The organism is Lentzea sp. NPDC036949, assembly GCF_055608075.1.
Genome location: NZ_JBVJRA010000002.1, coordinates 655,065 through 672,469, shown reverse-complemented (window position 1 = coordinate 672,469; position 17,405 = coordinate 655,065). Strand labels below are relative to the sequence as shown.

Genomic DNA, 17,405 nt, shown 5'->3' with positions numbered 1-17,405 from the left:
TGGGATGCCCGTGTCGTCTTGTGGTCTGCGTCGTCTTGAGTTGGGTGTTGCCGAGCCCGAGGTGTCGGTGGACTTCTTCGCCGGTGTGCTGGGGTGGACGGTGATCGCGGAGCCGGGTGGTTCGTTCTCGGGCTGGGTCGGTGACCGGTTGGCTGCGCGGGTGGCGGTGGGGGAGTCGGGCTGGCGCGTGGTGTTCGGTGACGACGGGGCGCGGGAGCTGGGGGACGGGTCCTGTGTGGACGTGGGCCGGGTGTTGCACGGTCCGTGGGCGCCGGCGCCGCGTGCGGGGGAGCCCTGCTGGGTGGAGCTGATGGTGGAGCGGCCCGACGACGCGTTCTGGGCCGGGGCGCTGGGGTGGGACGTGGAGGCGAGGTCGGAGGACTTCGCGGTGTTCCTGGCGGCGCGGCAGGGTGATCGGCGTGCGGTGGCGGGCCGGTTGCGGACGGGGCGGGCGCCGGGGTGGATGACGTACTTCGCCGTGGACAGCGTGGAGGACGCGTGTGCGCGGGTGTCCGAGTTGGACGGTCGGGTGCTGCTGGGGCCGACGACCGTGCCGACCGGACTGGTCGCGTCGATCTCGGGGCCGCACGGTGGTGCGTGTGCGGTGCTGGAGCGGCCCCGCGGCTGGGGCGGTGCCTGGGCGGTCTGAGCCCGGTCCGCGCGGTGCTCAGGCGTCGAGCTCGGGTGGGAAGCCGCCGGTGGCGATGGGGCCCCAGGTGTCGATGGTGATGCGGAGGAGGGCCTTGCCCTGGCGGAGCATGGCGGCGCGGTACTCGTCCCAGTCGGGGTGTTCGCCCGCGATGCAGCGGTAGTGCTCGACGAAGTCGTCGAGGGCGTGCGGCAGGTCGAGGACCTCGGCGGTGCCGTCGACCTGGACGTAGGGGCCGTCCCAGTCGTCGGAGAGCACGCAGAGGGTGACGGCGGGGTTGCGGCGGGCGTTGCGGACCTTGGCGCGTTGCGGGTAGGTCGCGATGACGATGCGGCCGCTGGTGTCGACGCCGCAGGAGACGGGGGAGACCTGCACGCCGCCGGTGCTGGAGCGGTGGGTGATGAGGACGCCGTGGTGGCGCGGGCGGAGGAACTCGAGCAGCTGCGGCCGGTCGACGAGGTCGGTCGTGGCGATCTTCGGCATGATGTGCAGCATGGCACGGTTCACCTCGTTCGACGGTACTCGGCTCGCCTACCGGGAGGTGGGGGAGGGTGCTCCCCTGCTGGTGCTGGCGGGTGGTCCCGGCAGGGCGTCGGAGTACCTGGAGACGCTGGGCGGGCTGGACCGGCACCGCAGGCTGGTGGTGCTGGACAACCGGGGTACCGGTGAGTCCGACGAGCCGGTGGAGGCGTTCACCTACCGGCGGGACGTGCTGGTGCGGGACGTGGAGGTGCTGCGCAGGCACCTGGGGCTGGAGCGGGTCGACGTGCTGGGGCACTCGGCGGGTGCGGGGATCGCCATGGGGTACGCGGCGGACTTCCCGGACCGGGTGGGCCGGTTGGTGCTGCTCACGCCGGCGTTGCGGTCGGTGGGGCTGTCGCCGGAGCAGAGCGACTGGGACACCTTCCTCGCCGCTCGCGCCGATCAGCCGTGGTTCGCGGCGGCGCAGGAGGCGCTGGAGCGCAGCGCGGCCGGTGACGACTCGGTGGAGAACCGGGTGGCGGCGTCCCCGTTGCTGTACGCGCGGTGGGACGAGCGGGCGCGGGCGCACGCGGCCGCGGAGCTGGGGCAGTGGAAGTACCCGGTGGCGCTGGGCTACAACGCCGAGGGCGCGTTCGTGCCGGGGGTGCTGCGGCGGGCGTTGGTGGAGTTCGACCACCCGGTGCTGGTGTACGCGTGCGGTGAGGACCCGATCTCGCCGGTGCGGCGGTGCCGGGAGCTGGCGGAGCTGTTCCCGGACGCGGTGCTGACCGTGCACGAGGGTGTGGGGCACTACCCGTGGGTGGAGGAGCCGGGCGAGGTGTCGGCGCGGATCGCGGCGTTCTTGGAGGCGTGAGGGTTCGCCTGGGGGCCGGTCAGAACGCGGGTGCGGTGGCCACGCGGTCGCGGCCGGAGTTCTTGGCCCGGTAGAGCGCTTCGTCGGCGGCGAGCAGCAGTGGGCTGAGCTCGGTCGCGGTGTCGGGGAACACCGCCGCGCCCACGGAGGCGGTCAGGCCGGTGATGACGCGGGGTTCGCCGCTGCGGTCGACGGCGGGGACCTCGAGGCGGGCGATGTCGAAGCGGATGCGTTCGGCGGTGGCGCGGACCTCGTCGGTGCCGACGCCGGGCAGCAGGACGGCGAACTCCTCGCCGCCGAAGCGGCCGACGAGGTCGTAGGAGCGCACGGCGTGGCGGACGGAGTCGGCGATGGCGCGCAGGACCCGGTCGCCCGCGAGGTGGCCGTAGGTGTCGTTGATGACCTTGAAGTGGTCGATGTCGAGGATGAGGACGCCGACGGTGGAGGTCAGGCGGCGGGCGCGGGCGAGCTCGCGTTCGGCGACGTCGTGCCAGAAGGTGGCGTCGACCAGGCCGGTCTTGGAGTCGGTGCGGGCGGCGACGCGGAACTGCGGCAGCAGCAGGCCCATGTGCAGGGCCAGGACGGTGAGCAGCAGGATCGGCGTGAGCCACGGCCGTGCGGTGGCGATGATGGCGACGCCGGAGCCGAGGCCGACGGAGGCGGTGACGATGAGGACGTCGGAGGCGTGGCCGAGCGCGGTCTTCACCGGGTTGGCCGGGTTGGTCATGATGATGGCGCCCACGACCAGGGCGTAGTTGACGAACCAGTAGAGGAACCCGGCCACCGCGAGGGCGATCAGCCCACGTGGACCGTCCAGATCAGACGGAGCTGACGCCGAGAACATGTGCAGCACCCATTGCGCTGCGGCACATCCAAGTATGACAGTGGCGGCGGAGAACAGCTTCCGGTACAGGACCGCCCGGCGTTTGTAGACCCGCAGCCACGCGTGCAGGTAGATGGTCACGACCAGCAGGACGACCAGTGGCATCGGGAGTACGAGCACGCCCGCGAACTGCCACACCGACTGCATCTGCGCGTGCGGGGCACCCTCCACGGAGATCTCGCGGATGCGTTCGATGCCGCGTGCCGCTTCCAGGTGGACCAGGGCGGCGACGGCGAGTGCCGCGAACCACGTCCACGAGCGCGCCTCGACAGGGGTAAGCCGTGCGGTTGCGAGCGTGACGAGTGCCGCCGTCACGGCGATCGTCACGACGTAGGTCAGCACGACAGGAGGAAGAGACCATAGCTTCCACCGGCGCGGGTCGAGCCAAGGCACGCTGCCACCCCCACCGAAAACCATCAGGAACCAACCACTGTAGCCACCGGGTCACGCCAAGTCGTGGCTCCATGTGGGGGACCTCACCCTGAGTAGTCCTCGCGTTCTCGCGCACCATTCACCCCTTGCAACTCCCGCATTCCCACAAGGAGACGGTCATCATGATGAACACCGCGCTGTCCACCGACTGGACCTTCGCCGCGTCGACGGACTGGACCTTCCGGTCCTCCACCGACTGGACGTTCACGTCGACGGACTGGACGTTCGCCTCGACCGACTGGACCTTCGCGTCCACCGACTGGACCGTCTGACCACCTGGGACGCAGTGGGAGAGGGGTGCGCCGGCCGGTGTGGACGGCCGGCACCCCGCTCTCTCGTTCACAGCGTGCCGCGGGCAGGCGCCGCCACCGCCTGCCGCCACGACCAGCCCGCCGCGCACGCCGCGAGCACGCCCGCGAGGCCCGCGGCGGCGATGACCTGGTGCGCCGCCCACCGTTCGGCCAGCAGCCCGGCCAGGCCGACCCCGACGCCCTGCGACACCCGCAGTGCGGTGACGGCGAGCCCGAAGGCCTGCCCGCGGGCGGCGTCGGGCACCTCGCGCACGAACGTGGTGTTCGCGAGCAGCTGGTAGGCGCTCGCGACCCCGGACAGTGCGATCAGCGCCAATGACCAGCCCAGTCCCGGTCGCAGCAGCACGGGCAGCAGCACCGCGCAGGAGGCGACCGCCAGCCACGGCATGGCGGCGAGCTGCCGGTGGTGCGGGATGCGCGCGACCACGGCCATGCCGGCGACGGCACCGGCGGCGTGCGCGGCGAGGATCAGCCCCACCGCCGACGCGCCCGCTCCCAGCTGTGCCGCGTAGGGAGCGGCCAGTGCCTCGGCGACGATGTAGAACCCGGACACGCAGGCCAGTGCGACCAGGGCCCGCAGCCGGCGGGCCCGCCAGACCAGCCGTGCGCCGCCCAGCAGGTCCGAGGACCAGGCCCGCACGTGCGGGTGCTCCGGGACCGCGCGGCGCAGCACGTGGGCGCTGACCAGCAGGGCGGAGACGGCGAAGGTCACCGAGTCGGCCACCAGCACCGGACCGGGCCCCCACCACGCCACCAGCGCGCCGCCGGCGACGAACCCCAGCACCTGCGCGGCCTGGGTGACGGTGCTCAGCGCCGCCATCCCCAGCGGGTAGCGCTCGTCGGGCAGCACGTGCGGCAGCAGCGCCGCCCGCGCCGCACCGTGCGGGGCCCCGGCGAGCTGCACCAGCACCAGCACGGCCGCCAGCACCCACAGCGGCAGCCCCGGTACGGCCATGACCAGCAGCAGCACCGCCCGCACCAGGTCGGCGGCCACCATCACGTCCCGGCGCGCGAACCGGTCGGCCAGCCCGGACAGCAGCGGCCCGCCCACCAGGTCGGGCAGGAACGTCAACGCGTAGGTCAGCGCCGTCAGCCCCGCGCTCGCCGTGCGGTCGTAGACGTGCACCGCCAGCGCGACCCGCGCGAACTGGTCCCCGGCCACCGACACCACGTGCGCGGCGAAGAGGGCGCGGAACTCACCGTCACGGGCAAGATCGCGGTAGCCGGGCATGGGCTACAGGATGGCCGACCCGGCCGCGTGCCGGGTGATCACCGGCGAAATCCGCTGTCCGGGTTGCCCCACCTGCCGTCACCGCGCCGCCGAACGCGACGACCCCCGCGGCAGGCACATGCAAATTGCACGCCCACGGCCACCCTGGCCCTTCCGGTGACGCAGCGTCACCAGCAGGGCCGGGGCGGGCCGCGCCCGTTCCCGGTCTCAGAGCTGGGCCCAGAACCCGCACCGGTGGTCGCGGGCGAAGTCGGTGGGGCCGATGGCACCCGGAGCCAGCGACTGCACCGCGGCCCGCCAGCCGGGGTCGCCGGTGCGGGCGAACCGGCCCCACGCCGTGATCATGTAGTCCGACACCGCGCGTTGGGCCGGGGTGAGCACCACGCCGGGGAAGTCGAACAGCATCAGCAGCTCGGAGGCGTGGTAGGCCCTGTACCCACCGGGGAACGGCGGCAGGTCCGGGAACAGCAGCGGCACGCCCGCGTCCGCGAACTCGTAGCCCGACACCCGCTGGTGGCGGCCCAGCTCCCGGCGCGCGTCGGCCACCGTGCACGCCCACGACTGGTCGGTCATCAGCCGGGCCAGCTCGTCGCGCACGTCGCCGTTGCCGTCGCCGGGGTAGCGGGCCAGCACCCGGTCCACGTCCTCGGCCGCGTACAGCCCGGCCAGCGCCTGCCGGTAGGCCGCGGTCGGGATGGGCTGCGGGAAGAGCAACGCCGCGAACAGCGTCGCCTCGTCGTGCGTGGAGCCCACCAGGGTGGGCACGTGGTGCATCCGGCCCGTGCGCTGCGCCACCACCGGGTCGACCGGCAGCACCGCCGTGCCGTGCGCGGGGGTGCCGAACGCGGTGTGCACCCCGAGCAGCGCGGTCACCGGCAACGCCCGCAGGCACGCCACGTCCGCGCACCCCAGCCCCGCGGCGGCCTGCGCGCCGGTCTGCTCGACCGCCGCCCGCTCGCGCCACAGCGTCGAGAACACCCCCGGCTGCCCGCCCGGTGTCGTCAGCCCGCACGGACCGGACTGGATGATCGCCTTGTCGAACAACCCCGCCGCCCGCGGCGATGCCAGCAGCGCGCACACGCTCAACCCACCGGCGGACTCGCCGAACACCGTCACGTTGCCCGCGTCGCCGCCGAAGGCCCGCGCGTTGCGCTGCACCCACCGCAGCGCCGCCTGCTGGTCGGCCAGCCCGAACGCACCCGACCCGGCGAGGCCGGGCAGCCCGAAGAACCCGAACACCCCGAGCCGGTAGTTCACCGTCACCACGACCGCGCCGGTGCGGGTCGCGAGCCGGCGCGCGTCGTAGTCCGACGCCGCCCCCGCGGTGAACCCGCCGCCGTGAACCCACACCATCACCGGTCGCGGCCGTGCCGGGCCGGTGGGTGCGGTGACGTTGAGGTACAGGCAGTCCTCGGTCTGCGAGCCCGGCTGGCCCAGCTGCGGCAGCTGCGCGCACTTCGGGCTCGGCACCGTCGCGTCCCGCACCCCGCGCCACGCCGCGGCCGGCTGCGGGTCGCGCCACCGGTTCGCGCCCACCGGCGGCGCCGCGAACGGGATGGCGCCGAACGTCCGGTACCCCTCGGCCACCGTCCCGGCCACCAGGCCCTTGTCGGTGCGCACCACCCGGCCGTCCCCGGCCCCGTTCCCGGCGGCCGCTGGGGCCGTCACCACCGCCGTGGCGAGCACCGCGGTCAGCGTCGCGGTCAGCACGGACCTCATCGGCTTGCGTCTCATGGAACCCCCTCAGTCCGCCACCGAACGTAGCGAGGCCGCCACGGGGCCGATACCGCCGGAGGTCGCCGTCCCCGCCATCCGAAGGCGATCGCCCGGTTGCCGACATACCGACCGGTCGGTACCCTCCGGTCCGTGGGTGACACGACACTTCCCGACAGCCCGTCGGTCGACGCGCTGGTCTTCGACTGGGGCGGGGTCATGACCGTCTCCGTACCCGAGTTCGTCGGTCAGTGGATGCACGCCGAGGCCGTGGACCGCGACGTCTACGGCCGCATCATGCGCGACTGGCTGGGCCGGGAGGCCCGTCCCGGCAACCCGGTGCACCTGCTGGAGACCGGCGAGCTGACCGTGGCGGAGTTCGAACGGCTGCTGGCCGCCGAGCTCATCACCACCGGCGGTGACCCGATCCCCGGCAAGGGGCTGCTGCGGCGCATGTTCGGCGGCGCCACCCCCGACCCGGCGATGGTCGAGCTGGTCCGCAAGGCCCGCGCCGCCGGCCTGCACACCGCGCTGCTGTCCAACAGCTGGGGCGAGGGCTACCCCGCAGACCTGCTCGTCGAGCTGTTCGAGACCGTCGTCATCAGCGGCCGCGTCGGCCTGCGCAAACCCGACCGGCGCATCTACCACCACACCCTGGAGCAGATCGGCGTGCCCGCCGGGCGTGCCGTGTTCTTCGACGACGCGCCCGTCAACGTCGAGGCCGCCCAGGCGATCGGCATGCACGCCTTCCGCCACACCACCGCCGATGCCACCCGCGCCCACCTCGCCACCCTCGGAGTGACCCTGTGAGTGAACCCGTGACCGACCGCCCTGCCCCGGACCAGCCCGGCTCGGAGCTGCCCGGCCTCGACCTGCGTGCCCTGGCCACCCACCTGGGCACGGGCCCGCTCACCGGCGAGCTGTTCCGCGGCGGCCGTTCCAACCTCACCTACCGCGTCGGCGACGGCACCCGCACCTGGGTCCTGCGCCGCCCACCGCTGGGTCACGTGCTGGCCACCGCCCACGACATGGCCCGCGAGTTCCGCGTCATCTCCGCCCTGGCCGGCACCGCGGTGCCCGTGCCCGGCACCCACCGGCTCGTGGAGGACCCGTCGGTCATCGGCGCGCCCTTCTACCTGATGGACGAGATGCCCGGTGCCGCCCTGCGCGAACGCTCCCAGTGCCCGTGGCTGACCCCCGAGGACGCCCGCGCGTTGTCGCAGCGCCTCGTCGACGTGCTCGCCGACCTGCACGCGGTCGACCCCGCCTCGGTGGGCCTGGCCGACTTCGGCCGCCCCGACGGGTTCCTCACCCGCCAGGTCATCCGCTGGGGCAAGCAGCTCGACGCCTCCCGCAGCCGCGACCTGCCCGGCATCGACGAGCTGCGCGACAAGCTCGCCGCCACCGTCCCCGCCTCCGGGCGCGCGACGATCATCCACGGCGACTACCGCCTCGACAACGCGCTGGTCACCCGCGACCCGCTCGCCATCAGCGCCGTCCTGGACTGGGAGATGGCCACCCTCGGCGACCCGCTGGCCGACCTCGGCCTGCTCTACGTCTACTGGGCGGGCCTGGGCGCGGACCCCGGCAAGGGCGCCGACCCCATCACCGGCGGCGTCACGTCCCTGCCGGGTTTCCTCACCGCCGACGAGCTCGTCGCCCGCTACACCGCCCGCACCGGCACCGACACCTCCGGCCTGGGCTGGTACATCGCCTTCGGCTACTTCAAGCTCGCCGTCATCGTCGAGGGCATCCACTTCCGCTTCGCCAGCGGCAAGACCGTCGGCGCGGGCTTCGACAAGCTCGGCGCCTTCACCGTCCCCCTCGTCCGCCAAGGACTCGCCGCCGCCCACAAGGAGCTCTGACATGGACTTCGCCTACGACGCCAAGACCGAGGAACTGCGCACCCGGCTCCTCGCGTTCATGGACTCCCACGTCTACCCCGCCGAGGCCGTGCTGGAGCAGCAGCTGCACGACGCCGAGGACCCGTGGCAGCGCCAGCCGGTCCTGGAGGAGCTCAAGGCCGAGGCCCGCCGCCAGGGCCTGTGGAACCTCTTCCTGCCCGACCCCGAGCACGGCGGCGGCCTGACGAACCTGCAGTACGCGCCGCTCGCCGAGATCACCGGCCGCAGCCCCCACCTCGCCCCCGAGGCCCTCAACTGCGCCGCCCCGGACACCGGCAACATGGAAGTCCTCGCCATGTTCGGCACCGACGAGCAGAAGAAGCAGTGGCTGCAGCCGCTGCTCGACGGCGAGATCCGCTCCGCGTTCTGCATGACCGAACCCGACGTGGCCTCCTCCGACGCCACCAACATCGCCACCCGCATCGAACGCGACGGCGACGACTACGTCATCAACGGCACCAAGTGGTGGTCGTCGGGGGCGATGAACCCCAACTGCGCGATCTTCATCGTCATGGGCAAGACCGACCCCGACGCCGAACGCCACCGCCAGCAGGCCATGATCCTCGTCCCGCGCGATGCCCCCGGCGTCACCGTCAAGCGCGCCCTGCACGTCTTCGGCTACGGCGACCACGCCCACGGCGGCCACGCCGAGATCGAGTTCACCGACGTCCGCGTGCCGGCGGCGAACCTGATCGCGGGGGAGGGCGAGGGCTTCGCCATCGCGCAGGCCCGCCTGGGCCCCGGCCGCATCCACCACTGCATGCGCCTGATCGGCATGGCCGAACGCGCCCTGGAGCTGATGTGCCGCCGCGCCGTGTCCCGCGTCGCGTTCGGCCGTCCCATCGCCACCCAGGGCGTGCTGCAGGAGTGGATCGCCGAGTCCCGCGTCCGCATCGAACAGGCCCGCCTGCTCGTGCTCAAGACCGCGTGGCTCATGGACACCGTGGGCAACAAGGGCGCCCACACCGAGATCCAGTCGATCAAGATCGGCGTCCCTGCCATGGCCGAGTGGGTCATCGACAAGGCCATCCAGGCCCACGGTGGCGGTGGTGTCAGCCAGGACTTCCCGCTCGCGGAGCTGTGGGCGGCCACCCGCACGCTGCGCCTGGCCGACGGCCCCGACGAGGTCCACCGCATGTCGCTGGCCAAGCGGGAGCTCAAGAAGTACCTCTAGGACACGACCACCGGGCCGGGTCGCCACCGCCGTGGCGACCCGGCCCCGTGATGCTCAGGTGAACAGGCAGAACGGGTGCCGTCCGGGTCGAACAGCACCCGCACGCCGGGCTGCGGCTGCACCGGGGCCAGCACCGCCCCGCACGCCGGCGCGTGCCCGGTGGCCGCCTCCAGGTCCTCCACCTCGATGTCGAGGTGCTGCGTCGCGTTCTGCCCCGAGCGCGTGCTCGGCCACACCGGCGGCGTGAACTCGCGCTCCAGCTCGAAGTTCACCGCCAGGCCGTCCGGCGTGCGCACCAGCGCCCACCGCGGTTCCGCCTCCGCCACGTCCGCGCCCAGCAGCCGCGCGTAGAACTCCGCCAGCTCCCGCGGCCGCGCACAGCCGACCGTGACCGAGGTGAGCCGCATGCCGTGAACCTCCGGTGTCGCCTCCGCCGGCAGGCGGTACCCACCGCGGCCGGCACCGACACCGGTCAGTTGTTCAAGGCCTCGCGGGCCGCGAGAGCCGCGCGGCAGGCGTGCACGAAGTCCCAGAACACCTCGGTCGTGGTGTGCCGGCGGTCGGAGCGGGAGTTCTCGGCGAACATGGCGCCGCGCAGGGGAGTGGTGAGCTCCAGCTGCCCGCCCCGGCGCGACCGGGTGCGGTTGGCGATGTTCGCCCGGTCGCCGCCACCGAGGATCGGGTGGTCGGCGGCGTCGACCGTGTGGAACCCGGCGCGGCGCAACCGGGTCAGCAGCTCCGCGCGCAGCAGGGCGTCGCGGCCGCCGACCAGCACCGCCCGGTCGTGGTCCTCCAGGCCCGCCGCCGCCGCGGTGCACCCGTGCAGGCCCAGTGCGTGCGCCGCACCCGACACCAGCGTGCGCGCCACCCGGTCGTCGCAGTGCGACGAGGTCACGTGCAGCTCGTCGTTGGCGACCGAGCGCAGGCCCTCGAACATCCAGTAGTCGTGGGTCTGCCCGATGGGCACCCGCGTCGAGGGGTGGTAGCCGGCGATCGCGAGGCACAGCTCGGACGTGCCGACCTCGATGCCGCCGCCGTGCGGGGCGAGGACGACCGACTGCGTGCGGGGACGGTGCCGCTTGAAACGGCGCCGGTAGTCCACCCGTTCCACCAGTCGGGGATCCGCGTAGAGGTCGGTGTTGGACGCGTAGACGTCCAATGCCGCCCATTGGGGCTGGGGTCTCATGGCGGGCGGAAGCCTACCCGGGATCACCCGGTCGGCCGCCGCCCGCCGTGTGAATCATCACGCGCGGTGAGTCGTCACGCGCTGGGAACGGTCACGCGTCGATCTGCTTCGGGGACTCGTCACCCGAGGTGATCGCGATCTTGCGGGGCTTGGCGCGCTCGGCGATCGGGATCCGCAGCGTCAGCACACCCGCCTCGTAGCCCGCGTCGATGTGGTCGGTGTCGAGCGTGTCGCCCAGGAACAGCTGCCGCGAGAACACGCCCAGCGGCCGCTCCGAGACCTGCATCTCGACGTCCTTGCCGACCGGCCTGCGCTCGGCCTTGACCGTCAGCACGTTGCGCTCGACGTCGAGCTCGATCGCGTCCGGCGAGACACCCGGCAGGTCGAAGCACACGACGAACCGGTCACCGTCGCGGTAGGCGTCCATCGGCATGGCCGAGGGCCGCGACCACGTGCCCTGTCCGCCGAACACCTGCTGCGTCAGCCGGTCGAGCTCGCGGAACGGGTCAGTGCGCATCAACATCTGACACCTCCTGTCACCTCGTGGACTGTCAATGCGCTGCACCACTGTTGTAGCATGTCGTCGAGACGATGACAAGCCACCGATGTCATCAGGAGGACGACATGCCGAGTGACTACGAGACGGTCCGCGCGACCGCTGCCCGGCCGGGCAGCGCCACCGAGGTCCTGTCAGCCCTGATGCTGCTGCGCCGGCTGCGCGACGAGCTCTCCGACTACGAGCCGCAGCTCATCGAGGCCGCCCGCTCCCTGGGCACCAGCTGGGCCGACCTCGCCCCCGCACTCGGTGTCGCCAGCCGTCAGGCCGCCGAACGCCGCTACCTGCGCGTGCGCCGCACCGATGACACCGGCACCGGCGACGAGCGCGTGCAGGCCGAACGCGACCGCCGCGCCGGTGACAAGGCCGTCACCGCCTGGGCCCGCGAGAACGCCGCCGTCCTGCGGGTGCTCGCCGCCCAGGTCGGCCCGCACGACGCGGGCGTGCAGGACGCCCTCGGCCACACCGACGCCGCCCAGCTCCTCGAACCGCTGACCCAGGCCGGTCCCGGCCTGCGCGACGGCCACCCCGGCCTCGCCGACCAGATCAGCGCCATCGGCCGGCAGACCGACCGGCTGCGCCTCGACGCCCAGCAGCGCCGCACCGCCCTCTGATCACCCACACGAGCCCCACCCGCCACATCCGAGGGCACGCGGGGACCTTTCGTACCCTCCAGGGGAACGAAAGGTCCCCGCGTGTCCTGAACAGACGGGGGTCAGAGAAGGCGGAGTGTTGTGGCGGCGGCGTCGAGTTCCGCCGCCACGCCCAGAGGCAACGTCCACTGCCCGGCGCAGTGCCCGAACCCGAAGTCGCCCAGCACCGGCACCCCCAGCGGCACGAGCCGGTCCAGCAGCACCGCCGACGGGTCACCGCACCCGGTCCACGACCCCAGCACGATCCCCGACACCGGCTCGAACCACCCGGCCCGCAGCAGCTGCGTCAGGATCCGGTCCAGCCGGTAGGGCTCCTCACCGACGTCCTCCAGCAACGCGATGGCCCCCGGCTCGGGCACCGACCACCGCGGCCCGCCCACCGACGCCGCCAGCAGCGCCGCGTTCCCGCCCACCAGCACCCCGCGGGCGGTACCGGGCACCACGGGCGTTCCCGCGGTCCACGACGACACGCCCTCGAACAGGAACCGCCGCAGCCGCTCCTGCGCCACCGGGTCCTCGACGAAGTCCCGCGTGCCCGGCATCGGCCCGAACACCGTCGGCTGCCCGGCCGCGTTGAGCTCGGCGTGCAGCACCGTCACGTCCGAGGAGCCCACGAACACCCGCGGCGGCAGTGACCGCCACGGCACCAGGTCCGTCATCCGCAGGCACCCGTACCCGCCGCGCACGCAGAACACCGCCGCCACGTCCGAGCACCACGCGTCCACGAACTCCGCCGCCCGGTCGGCGTCGGAACCGGCCAGGTACGGCAACGACCACGCGTCCACCACAGGTGTGGTGACCGTCAGCCCCCACGACCGCAGCACCGCCACACCCGCGGCGACCAGCGGCGCGAGAGCCGGGCCGGCCGGTGACACCAGCGCGACCCGGTCCCCGCGCTTCAGAACGCTCACGAGCGCACCGCGCGCAGGGTCACGAACGCAGGTCCAGCACCGGCACACCCGGCGGCGTGAACCCGAACACCTGCCCGTAGAACGACAGCTCCGCCTCCAGGGCGGCCTTGATGTTCTCGGCCTTGCGGAACCCGTGCTGCTCGCCCTCGAAGGTGAGGTAGGCGTGCGGGATGCCCGACCCGTCCAGGTCCGCGGCGAACCGGTCGGCCTGCTCGGGCGGGCAGATCTCGTCCTCCAGGCCCTGCAGCAGCAGCACCGGACCGGACACCGACCGCGCCTTGTTCGACGGCGACCGGTCCCGGTAGCGGTCAGCGGCCTCGGGCAGCGTGCCCACCAGGCCCTCGACGTAGCGGGACTCGAAGTCGTGGGTCTCCCCGCCCTCCGAGGTCCAGCCCGCCAGGTCGAGGATCGGGAACGCCACCATGCCGCACCGGTAGACGTCGGTGGAGGTCAGCGACGCCGCCGAGGTCCAGCCACCGGCCGAGCCACCGCGGATGGCCAGCCGCTGCGGGTCCGCCGTGCCCTCCTTCGCCAGCTCCTGGGCCACGAACGCGCAGTCCTGCACGTCCACGACACCCCACTGCTCGCGCAGCCGTTCCCGGAACGCCCGGCCGTAGCCGGTCGAGCCGCCGTAGTTCACCGCCACCACGCCGATGCCGCGGCTGGTGAGGTAGGCGATGTCGGAGTCGAGCTTGGGCAGCGCCCGCCCGGTCGGCCCGCCGTGCACGTGCACCACGTACGGCGGCAGCTCACCCTCGGGAGCGGCGAAGTCGGGGTTGGTCGGCGGGTAGACGTAGGCGGGGACCTCCCCGAACACCCGCTCCACCGGCACCGGCAGGTACGCGGCCTGCGCCGGTTCCTCACCGCCGGTCAGGTAGGTCAGCTCGCCGTTGGACAGGTCCAGCCGCACGACGTTGAACTCCGAGGTCGGCCCGGCCGCCCCGTCGATCACCACGCCGTCGCGCACCGACAGGTCCGCCGCCCACATCGGCAGGTCGGTCTCCACGTCGGTGACCGTGCCGCTGCGCTCGTCGAGCACCGCCAGGTGACCCGAGCGCACCACCAGGTAGCGGCCCGGCGCCAGGGTGGCGAACCAGCGGTTGCCCAGCCGCCACATCGGGCCGCCCAGCTCCTCCGCGCACTCGGCCAGGTTCGTGCGCGAGCCGTCCAGCCCGACGCGGAACAGGTTCCACCAGCCGTGCGGGTCGGTCAGCGCCAGCAGCGAGTCGCCCTCCCACTCGAACTGGCACACCGCCTCGGTCGTCGACCCGGTGAGCACCCGGTGACCGGGTTCGCCGATGTCGGCCACGCACAGCTCGGAGCCGTCCCACGGCATCTGCGGGTGGTCCCAGCCGATCCACGCGAACTTCGTGCCGTCGGGGCTGATCTTCGGGCCGGTCATGAAGTGGTGCGACGACCCCAGCACCCGCACCTCACCCGACGGTGTGATCGCCACCAGGTCGCGGCGCACGTCGGTGCGCGCGTCCCCGGTGATCGACTCGCGCACGCACCACACCTCGCCGTCCGGTCCCGCGGACAGGTCGGCGTAGCGCAGCCCGTGGTGGCGCTCCGGTTCCGGCGTCAACGGCACCGGCGGCACCTGCGGGGTGTCCGGGTTGAACACGTAGACGCGCTGGTCGGCCCAGTGCGTGAACGCCACCCGGTCCTCGGCGAGCACCACGAACGGCCGCCCGCCGTACTCGTGCACCCGGTTGCGGGCGTTCCACGGCGCGGGCAGCACCTCCACCCCGTCGCGCACCAGAGCGACCCGGCCACCCTCGGCCGGCCTGCTCTCGGCCCACCACACCTGCTCACCGTGCAGGTCGGCCCACTGGAACCCACCACCCGGCTTGGAGGTGTCGCCGGCGCTGATCGGCGAGGTCCACGTCCCGTACGAAGCGATCTTCACCACAACCCGACCCTATACGCGGAGTGTTTGGTGGGGGAGGACCTGCCGACGATCTCCGCGTGGCCTAGGGTCGTAGGTGCCATGGCTCGCGTCATTCACGTATTCCGCGCACCCGACCGGTTCATCGCAGGAACCGTCGGGCAGCCCGGCGACCGCATCTTCTACCTGCAGGCCTCCGAGCAGAGCAGGTTGATCAGCGTCGCGCTGGAGAAGCAGCAGGTCCAGGTCCTCGCCGAACGCATCGGCTCGCTCCTGGAGGAGGTGCATCGCCGCTTCGGCACCGAGGTGCCCGACGACGCGCCACCCGACGACGTCGACACCGAACCCCTCGACGTGCCCGTCGAGGAGGAGTTCCGCGTCGGCACCATGGGACTGGGCTGGGACGCCGAGTCCAAGGCCGTCGTGATCGAACTGCTCGCGATCTCCGAGGAGGAGGTCGACGAGGCGGTGGTGCTCGACGACACCGAGGAGGGCCCCGACGCCGTGCGGGTGTTCCTCTCACCCGGTGCTGCCCGCGCCTTCGCCGCCCGCGCCGACCGCGTCGTCAACGCCGGCCGCAAACCCTGCCCGCTGTGCGCCGAACCGCTCGACCCCGACGGCCACATCTGCCCGCGCCAGAACGGCTACCGCCGCACCGAGGAAGACTGACGTGGACACCGCCGCGGCCATCGAGTTGCTGACTCACGGCCGCATCGAGGTCGAGGGCAGGCTCGTCGACGCCTCCAACGCGACGCTGTTCTGCAAGATCTCCCACAACGGGCTCGACGCGCAGTGCGTGTACAAGCCGGTGCGCGGCGAACGGCCGCTGTGGGACTTCCCCGACGGCACCCTCGCCGGCCGCGAGGTCGCCACCTACCTGATCTCGGCGGCCTCCGGTGTCGGCGTGGTGCCGCCCACGGTGCTGCGTCCCGGCCCGTTCGGCTCGGGCATGGTGCAGCTGTGGGTGGACACCCGCGAGGAGGACGAGCTCGTCGACATCGTCGGCGTCGACGACGTGAAACCGGGCTGGATCCCCGTCTTCCACGCCCACGACCGCTTCGGCGACCCGGCCGTGCTCGTGCACGCCGACCACCCCCGCGTCCAGCTGATGTCCGCGTTCGACGTCGTGGTGAACAACGCCGACCGCAAGGGTGGCCACGTCCTGCACGCCGTGGACGGCGGGGTGTTCGGCGTCGACCACGGCATCTGCCTGCACGTCGAACCCAAGCTGCGCACCGTGCTGTGGGGCTGGGCCCGCGAACCGCTGCCCGAGCCGGTGCTGGAGGCCATGCGCCGCCTCAGGTCCGCGCTCGAGGGCGACCTGGGCGAACAGCTGCACGACCACCTCACCCGCGCCGAGGTCCGCGCGGTCTCCGAACGCACCGACAAGCTGCTCGCCGACGGCGTGTTCCCCGAACCGTCGGGCGACTGGCCGGCAATTCCGTGGCCCGCGTTCTGACGCACGGTTAGCGTCCGGGGTTGTGATCACCCCGCCCAAGCCCGTGCCCGGTGACCGCGTCGCGGTCGTCTCCCCCTCCGCGGGCCTGCCCGGACTGTTCCCGCTGCCCTACGAGCTCGGCCTGCGGCGGTTGCGCGAGCTGGGCCTGGAACCCGTGGAGTACCCGGCCACCCGCAAGACGGGCGCGAGTCCGCGTGAGCGCGCCGCGGACCTGCACGCCGCGTTCGCCGACCCGGACGTCAAGGCCGTGATCGCGAGCATCGGCGGCGACAGCCAGATCGAAGTCCTGCCGCACCTGGACGTCGAGCTGGTCACCGCCAACCCCAAGCCGTTCGTCGGGTTCAGCGACAACACGAACCTGCTGGTCTGGCTCGCCAACCGCGGCATCGTCGGCTACCACGGCGCCACCGTCATGACCGAGCTCGGCCGTCCCGGTGCCCTGCACCCGGCCACCCGTGACTCGCTGCACGCCGCCCTGTTCACCACCGGCGAGTACGCACTGCCGCAGTCCACCGCCTACGGCGACGTGAACAAACCCTGGGACGATCCCGCCACGTTCGACGCCGAACCCGAGCTGCGGCCCGCTGCCGGCTGGCGGTGGCACCACGGCGACCGCGTCGTGGAGGGCCAGGCGTGGGGTGGCTGCCTGGAGGTCCTGTCGTGGCTGCTGATGGCCGACCGCGAGATCAAGCCGCCCGAGCACTACGAGGGCAAGGTCCTGTTCTTCGAGACCTCCGAGGAGATGCCGCCCGCCACCGAGGTGTTCTACGTGCTGCGCGCGATGGGCGAACGCGGCCTGCTGGCCCGGTTCGCCGCCGTCCTCGTCGGCCGCGCCCGCGCCTGGTCGTTCACCAAGCCCGGCACCGACCGGGCCGCTTACACCGCAGACCAGCGCGAGGCCGTGCTGCGGGCGTTCGCGCGGTACGCGCCGGGCACGCCGATCGTGTTCGACGTCGACCTCGGCCACACCGACCCGCAGCTGGTGGTTCCGGTCGGCGGCCGGGTGCGGGTGGACGGCCCGAACCGCACGATCACCGTCACCTACTGACCCGCACAACCTCACCTCCCCGCACCGATCTGCCCCCGGTAGCGACCGGAAAACGACCGGAAACCGGGGTG

19 protein-coding genes are annotated in these 17,405 nt (G+C 72.9%); 10 read left to right on the top strand and 9 right to left on the bottom strand.

Going from position 1 to position 17,405, the window contains the following annotated elements; all coding sequences use genetic code 11:
- Window positions 1–40: 40 nt before the first annotated feature.
- Window positions 41–649 carry a VOC family protein gene (locus ACZ7CD_RS09005; protein WP_360396698.1) on the top strand — a complete coding sequence of 203 codons (609 nt, stop codon included), beginning with the start codon at window positions 41–43 and terminating at the stop codon, window positions 647–649.
- An 18-nt stretch (window positions 650–667) separates the two neighbouring features.
- Here ACZ7CD_RS09005 and ACZ7CD_RS09000 read toward each other — a convergent pair whose 3' ends face one another.
- Complete coding sequence (locus tag ACZ7CD_RS09000; protein ID WP_470378728.1) at window positions 668–1,132, bottom strand: PPOX class F420-dependent oxidoreductase; 465 nt, start codon at window positions 1,130–1,132, stop codon at window positions 668–670.
- A gap of 10 nt (window positions 1,133–1,142) precedes the next feature.
- Between ACZ7CD_RS09000 and ACZ7CD_RS08995 the strand changes: the two genes are divergently transcribed.
- Entirely contained in the window at window positions 1,143–1,985 is an 843-nt protein-coding gene (locus ACZ7CD_RS08995; protein ID WP_470378680.1) for an alpha/beta fold hydrolase, read from the top strand.
- A 19-nt stretch (window positions 1,986–2,004) separates the two neighbouring features.
- Here the strand turns inward: ACZ7CD_RS08995 and ACZ7CD_RS08990 are convergent, their stop codons facing one another.
- Window positions 2,005–3,210, bottom strand: coding sequence for a GGDEF domain-containing protein (locus ACZ7CD_RS08990; RefSeq protein ID WP_470378679.1), 1,206 nt, complete (start codon window positions 3,208–3,210; stop codon window positions 2,005–2,007).
- Between the two features lie 176 nt (window positions 3,211–3,386).
- On the opposite strand from ACZ7CD_RS08990, the gene ACZ7CD_RS08985 reads away from it, so the two are divergent.
- Entirely contained in the window at window positions 3,387–3,572 is a 186-nt protein-coding gene (locus ACZ7CD_RS08985) for a hypothetical protein (protein ID WP_360396704.1), read from the top strand.
- Window positions 3,573–3,639: 67 nt separating this feature from the next.
- Here the strand turns inward: ACZ7CD_RS08985 and ACZ7CD_RS08980 are convergent, their stop codons facing one another.
- Both ACZ7CD_RS08980 and ACZ7CD_RS08975 read right to left on the bottom strand, forming a co-directional pair.
- On the bottom strand, window positions 3,640–4,842 hold the full coding sequence (locus ACZ7CD_RS08980) for an MFS transporter (RefSeq protein ID WP_470378678.1): 1,203 nt from the start codon (window positions 4,840–4,842) through the stop codon (window positions 3,640–3,642).
- Window positions 4,843–5,049: 207 nt separating this feature from the next.
- Window positions 5,050–6,576: a carboxylesterase/lipase family protein gene (locus tag ACZ7CD_RS08975; RefSeq protein ID WP_470378677.1), complete on the bottom strand. Its 1,527-nt coding sequence runs from the start codon at window positions 6,574–6,576 to the stop codon at window positions 5,050–5,052.
- Window positions 6,577–6,708: 132 nt separating this feature from the next.
- Here ACZ7CD_RS08975 and ACZ7CD_RS08970 point away from each other — a divergent pair, with 132 nt between their 5' ends.
- The 3 genes from ACZ7CD_RS08970 to ACZ7CD_RS08960 are packed head-to-tail and all read left to right on the top strand — an operon-like array spanning window position 6,709 to window position 9,633.
- Complete coding sequence (locus ACZ7CD_RS08970) at window positions 6,709–7,365, top strand: HAD family hydrolase (protein ID WP_360396710.1); 657 nt, start codon at window positions 6,709–6,711, stop codon at window positions 7,363–7,365.
- Window positions 7,362–8,420 carry a phosphotransferase family protein gene (locus tag ACZ7CD_RS08965; protein WP_470378676.1) on the top strand — a complete coding sequence of 353 codons (1,059 nt, stop codon included), beginning with the start codon at window positions 7,362–7,364 and terminating at the stop codon, window positions 8,418–8,420. Before ACZ7CD_RS08970 ends, ACZ7CD_RS08965 begins: the two co-directional genes overlap by 4 nt.
- A gap of 1 nt (window position 8,421) precedes the next feature.
- The gene (locus tag ACZ7CD_RS08960) at window positions 8,422–9,633 is read left to right on the top strand and encodes an acyl-CoA dehydrogenase family protein (RefSeq protein ID WP_470378675.1); all 1,212 of its coding nucleotides are present in this window, start codon (window positions 8,422–8,424) and stop codon (window positions 9,631–9,633) included.
- On the opposite strand, the gene ACZ7CD_RS08955 is transcribed toward ACZ7CD_RS08960, so the two are convergent.
- From ACZ7CD_RS08955 to ACZ7CD_RS08945, 3 genes are all read right to left on the bottom strand, one after another.
- Window positions 9,630–10,040 (bottom strand): VOC family protein, encoded by a 411-nt coding sequence (locus tag ACZ7CD_RS08955; RefSeq protein ID WP_470373909.1) that lies wholly within the window; start codon window positions 10,038–10,040, stop codon window positions 9,630–9,632. The genes ACZ7CD_RS08960 and ACZ7CD_RS08955 overlap by 4 nt on opposite strands.
- Window positions 10,041–10,105: 65 nt before the next feature.
- Window positions 10,106–10,819: a poly-gamma-glutamate hydrolase family protein gene (locus ACZ7CD_RS08950; RefSeq protein WP_360396716.1), complete on the bottom strand. Its 714-nt coding sequence runs from the start codon at window positions 10,817–10,819 to the stop codon at window positions 10,106–10,108.
- Window positions 10,820–10,910: 91 nt separating this feature from the next.
- Window positions 10,911–11,342: an Hsp20/alpha crystallin family protein gene (locus tag ACZ7CD_RS08945; protein ID WP_360396717.1), complete on the bottom strand. Its 432-nt coding sequence runs from the start codon at window positions 11,340–11,342 to the stop codon at window positions 10,911–10,913.
- 101 nt (window positions 11,343–11,443) lie between these two features.
- Here ACZ7CD_RS08945 and ACZ7CD_RS08940 point away from each other — a divergent pair, with 101 nt between their 5' ends.
- Window positions 11,444–11,989 (top strand): HSP18 transcriptional regulator, encoded by a 546-nt coding sequence (locus ACZ7CD_RS08940; RefSeq protein ID WP_470369289.1) that lies wholly within the window; start codon window positions 11,444–11,446, stop codon window positions 11,987–11,989.
- A 101-nt stretch (window positions 11,990–12,090) separates the two neighbouring features.
- On the opposite strand, the gene ACZ7CD_RS08935 is transcribed toward ACZ7CD_RS08940, so the two are convergent.
- Window positions 12,091–12,939: a S66 peptidase family protein gene (locus tag ACZ7CD_RS08935; protein ID WP_470373910.1), complete on the bottom strand. Its 849-nt coding sequence runs from the start codon at window positions 12,937–12,939 to the stop codon at window positions 12,091–12,093.
- Between the two features lie 19 nt (window positions 12,940–12,958).
- Window positions 12,959–14,851 carry a prolyl oligopeptidase family serine peptidase gene (locus ACZ7CD_RS08930; protein WP_470378674.1) on the bottom strand — a complete coding sequence of 631 codons (1,893 nt, stop codon included), beginning with the start codon at window positions 14,849–14,851 and terminating at the stop codon, window positions 12,959–12,961.
- Window positions 14,852–14,929: 78 nt separating this feature from the next.
- Here ACZ7CD_RS08930 and ACZ7CD_RS08925 point away from each other — a divergent pair, with 78 nt between their 5' ends.
- Genes ACZ7CD_RS08925 through ACZ7CD_RS08915 form a run of 3 tightly spaced genes read left to right on the top strand, consistent with a single transcriptional unit; the run spans window position 14,930 to window position 17,334 of the window.
- Window positions 14,930–15,496, top strand: coding sequence for a DUF3090 domain-containing protein (locus ACZ7CD_RS08925; protein ID WP_360394440.1), 567 nt, complete (start codon window positions 14,930–14,932; stop codon window positions 15,494–15,496).
- A gap of 1 nt (window position 15,497) precedes the next feature.
- Window positions 15,498–16,286, top strand: coding sequence for an SCO1664 family protein (locus tag ACZ7CD_RS08920; protein ID WP_360394443.1), 789 nt, complete (start codon window positions 15,498–15,500; stop codon window positions 16,284–16,286).
- 22 nt (window positions 16,287–16,308) lie between these two features.
- On the top strand, window positions 16,309–17,334 hold the full coding sequence (locus ACZ7CD_RS08915) for a S66 family peptidase (protein ID WP_470378673.1): 1,026 nt from the start codon (window positions 16,309–16,311) through the stop codon (window positions 17,332–17,334).
- Window positions 17,335–17,405: the final 71 nt, after the last annotated feature.

Coding starts and splice junctions, on each gene's coding strand:
- ACZ7CD_RS08960 (WP_470378675.1), top strand. CDS start 8,422: ATGGACTTCGCCTACGACGCCAAGACCGAGGAACTGCGCACCCGGCTC.
- ACZ7CD_RS08940 (WP_470369289.1), top strand. CDS start 11,444: ATGCCGAGTGACTACGAGACGGTCCGCGCGACCGCTGCCCGGCCGGGC.
- ACZ7CD_RS08955 (WP_470373909.1), bottom strand. CDS start 10,040: ATGCGGCTCACCTCGGTCACGGTCGGCTGTGCGCGGCCGCGGGAGCTG.
- ACZ7CD_RS08995 (WP_470378680.1), top strand. CDS start 1,143: ATGGCACGGTTCACCTCGTTCGACGGTACTCGGCTCGCCTACCGGGAG.
- ACZ7CD_RS08980 (WP_470378678.1), bottom strand. CDS start 4,842: ATGCCCGGCTACCGCGATCTTGCCCGTGACGGTGAGTTCCGCGCCCTC.
- ACZ7CD_RS08925 (WP_360394440.1), top strand. CDS start 14,930: ATGGCTCGCGTCATTCACGTATTCCGCGCACCCGACCGGTTCATCGCA.
- ACZ7CD_RS09000 (WP_470378728.1), bottom strand. CDS start 1,132: ATGCCGAAGATCGCCACGACCGACCTCGTCGACCGGCCGCAGCTGCTC.
- ACZ7CD_RS08975 (WP_470378677.1), bottom strand. CDS start 6,576: ATGAGACGCAAGCCGATGAGGTCCGTGCTGACCGCGACGCTGACCGCG.
- ACZ7CD_RS08950 (WP_360396716.1), bottom strand. CDS start 10,819: ATGAGACCCCAGCCCCAATGGGCGGCATTGGACGTCTACGCGTCCAAC.
- ACZ7CD_RS08945 (WP_360396717.1), bottom strand. CDS start 11,342: ATGTTGATGCGCACTGACCCGTTCCGCGAGCTCGACCGGCTGACGCAG.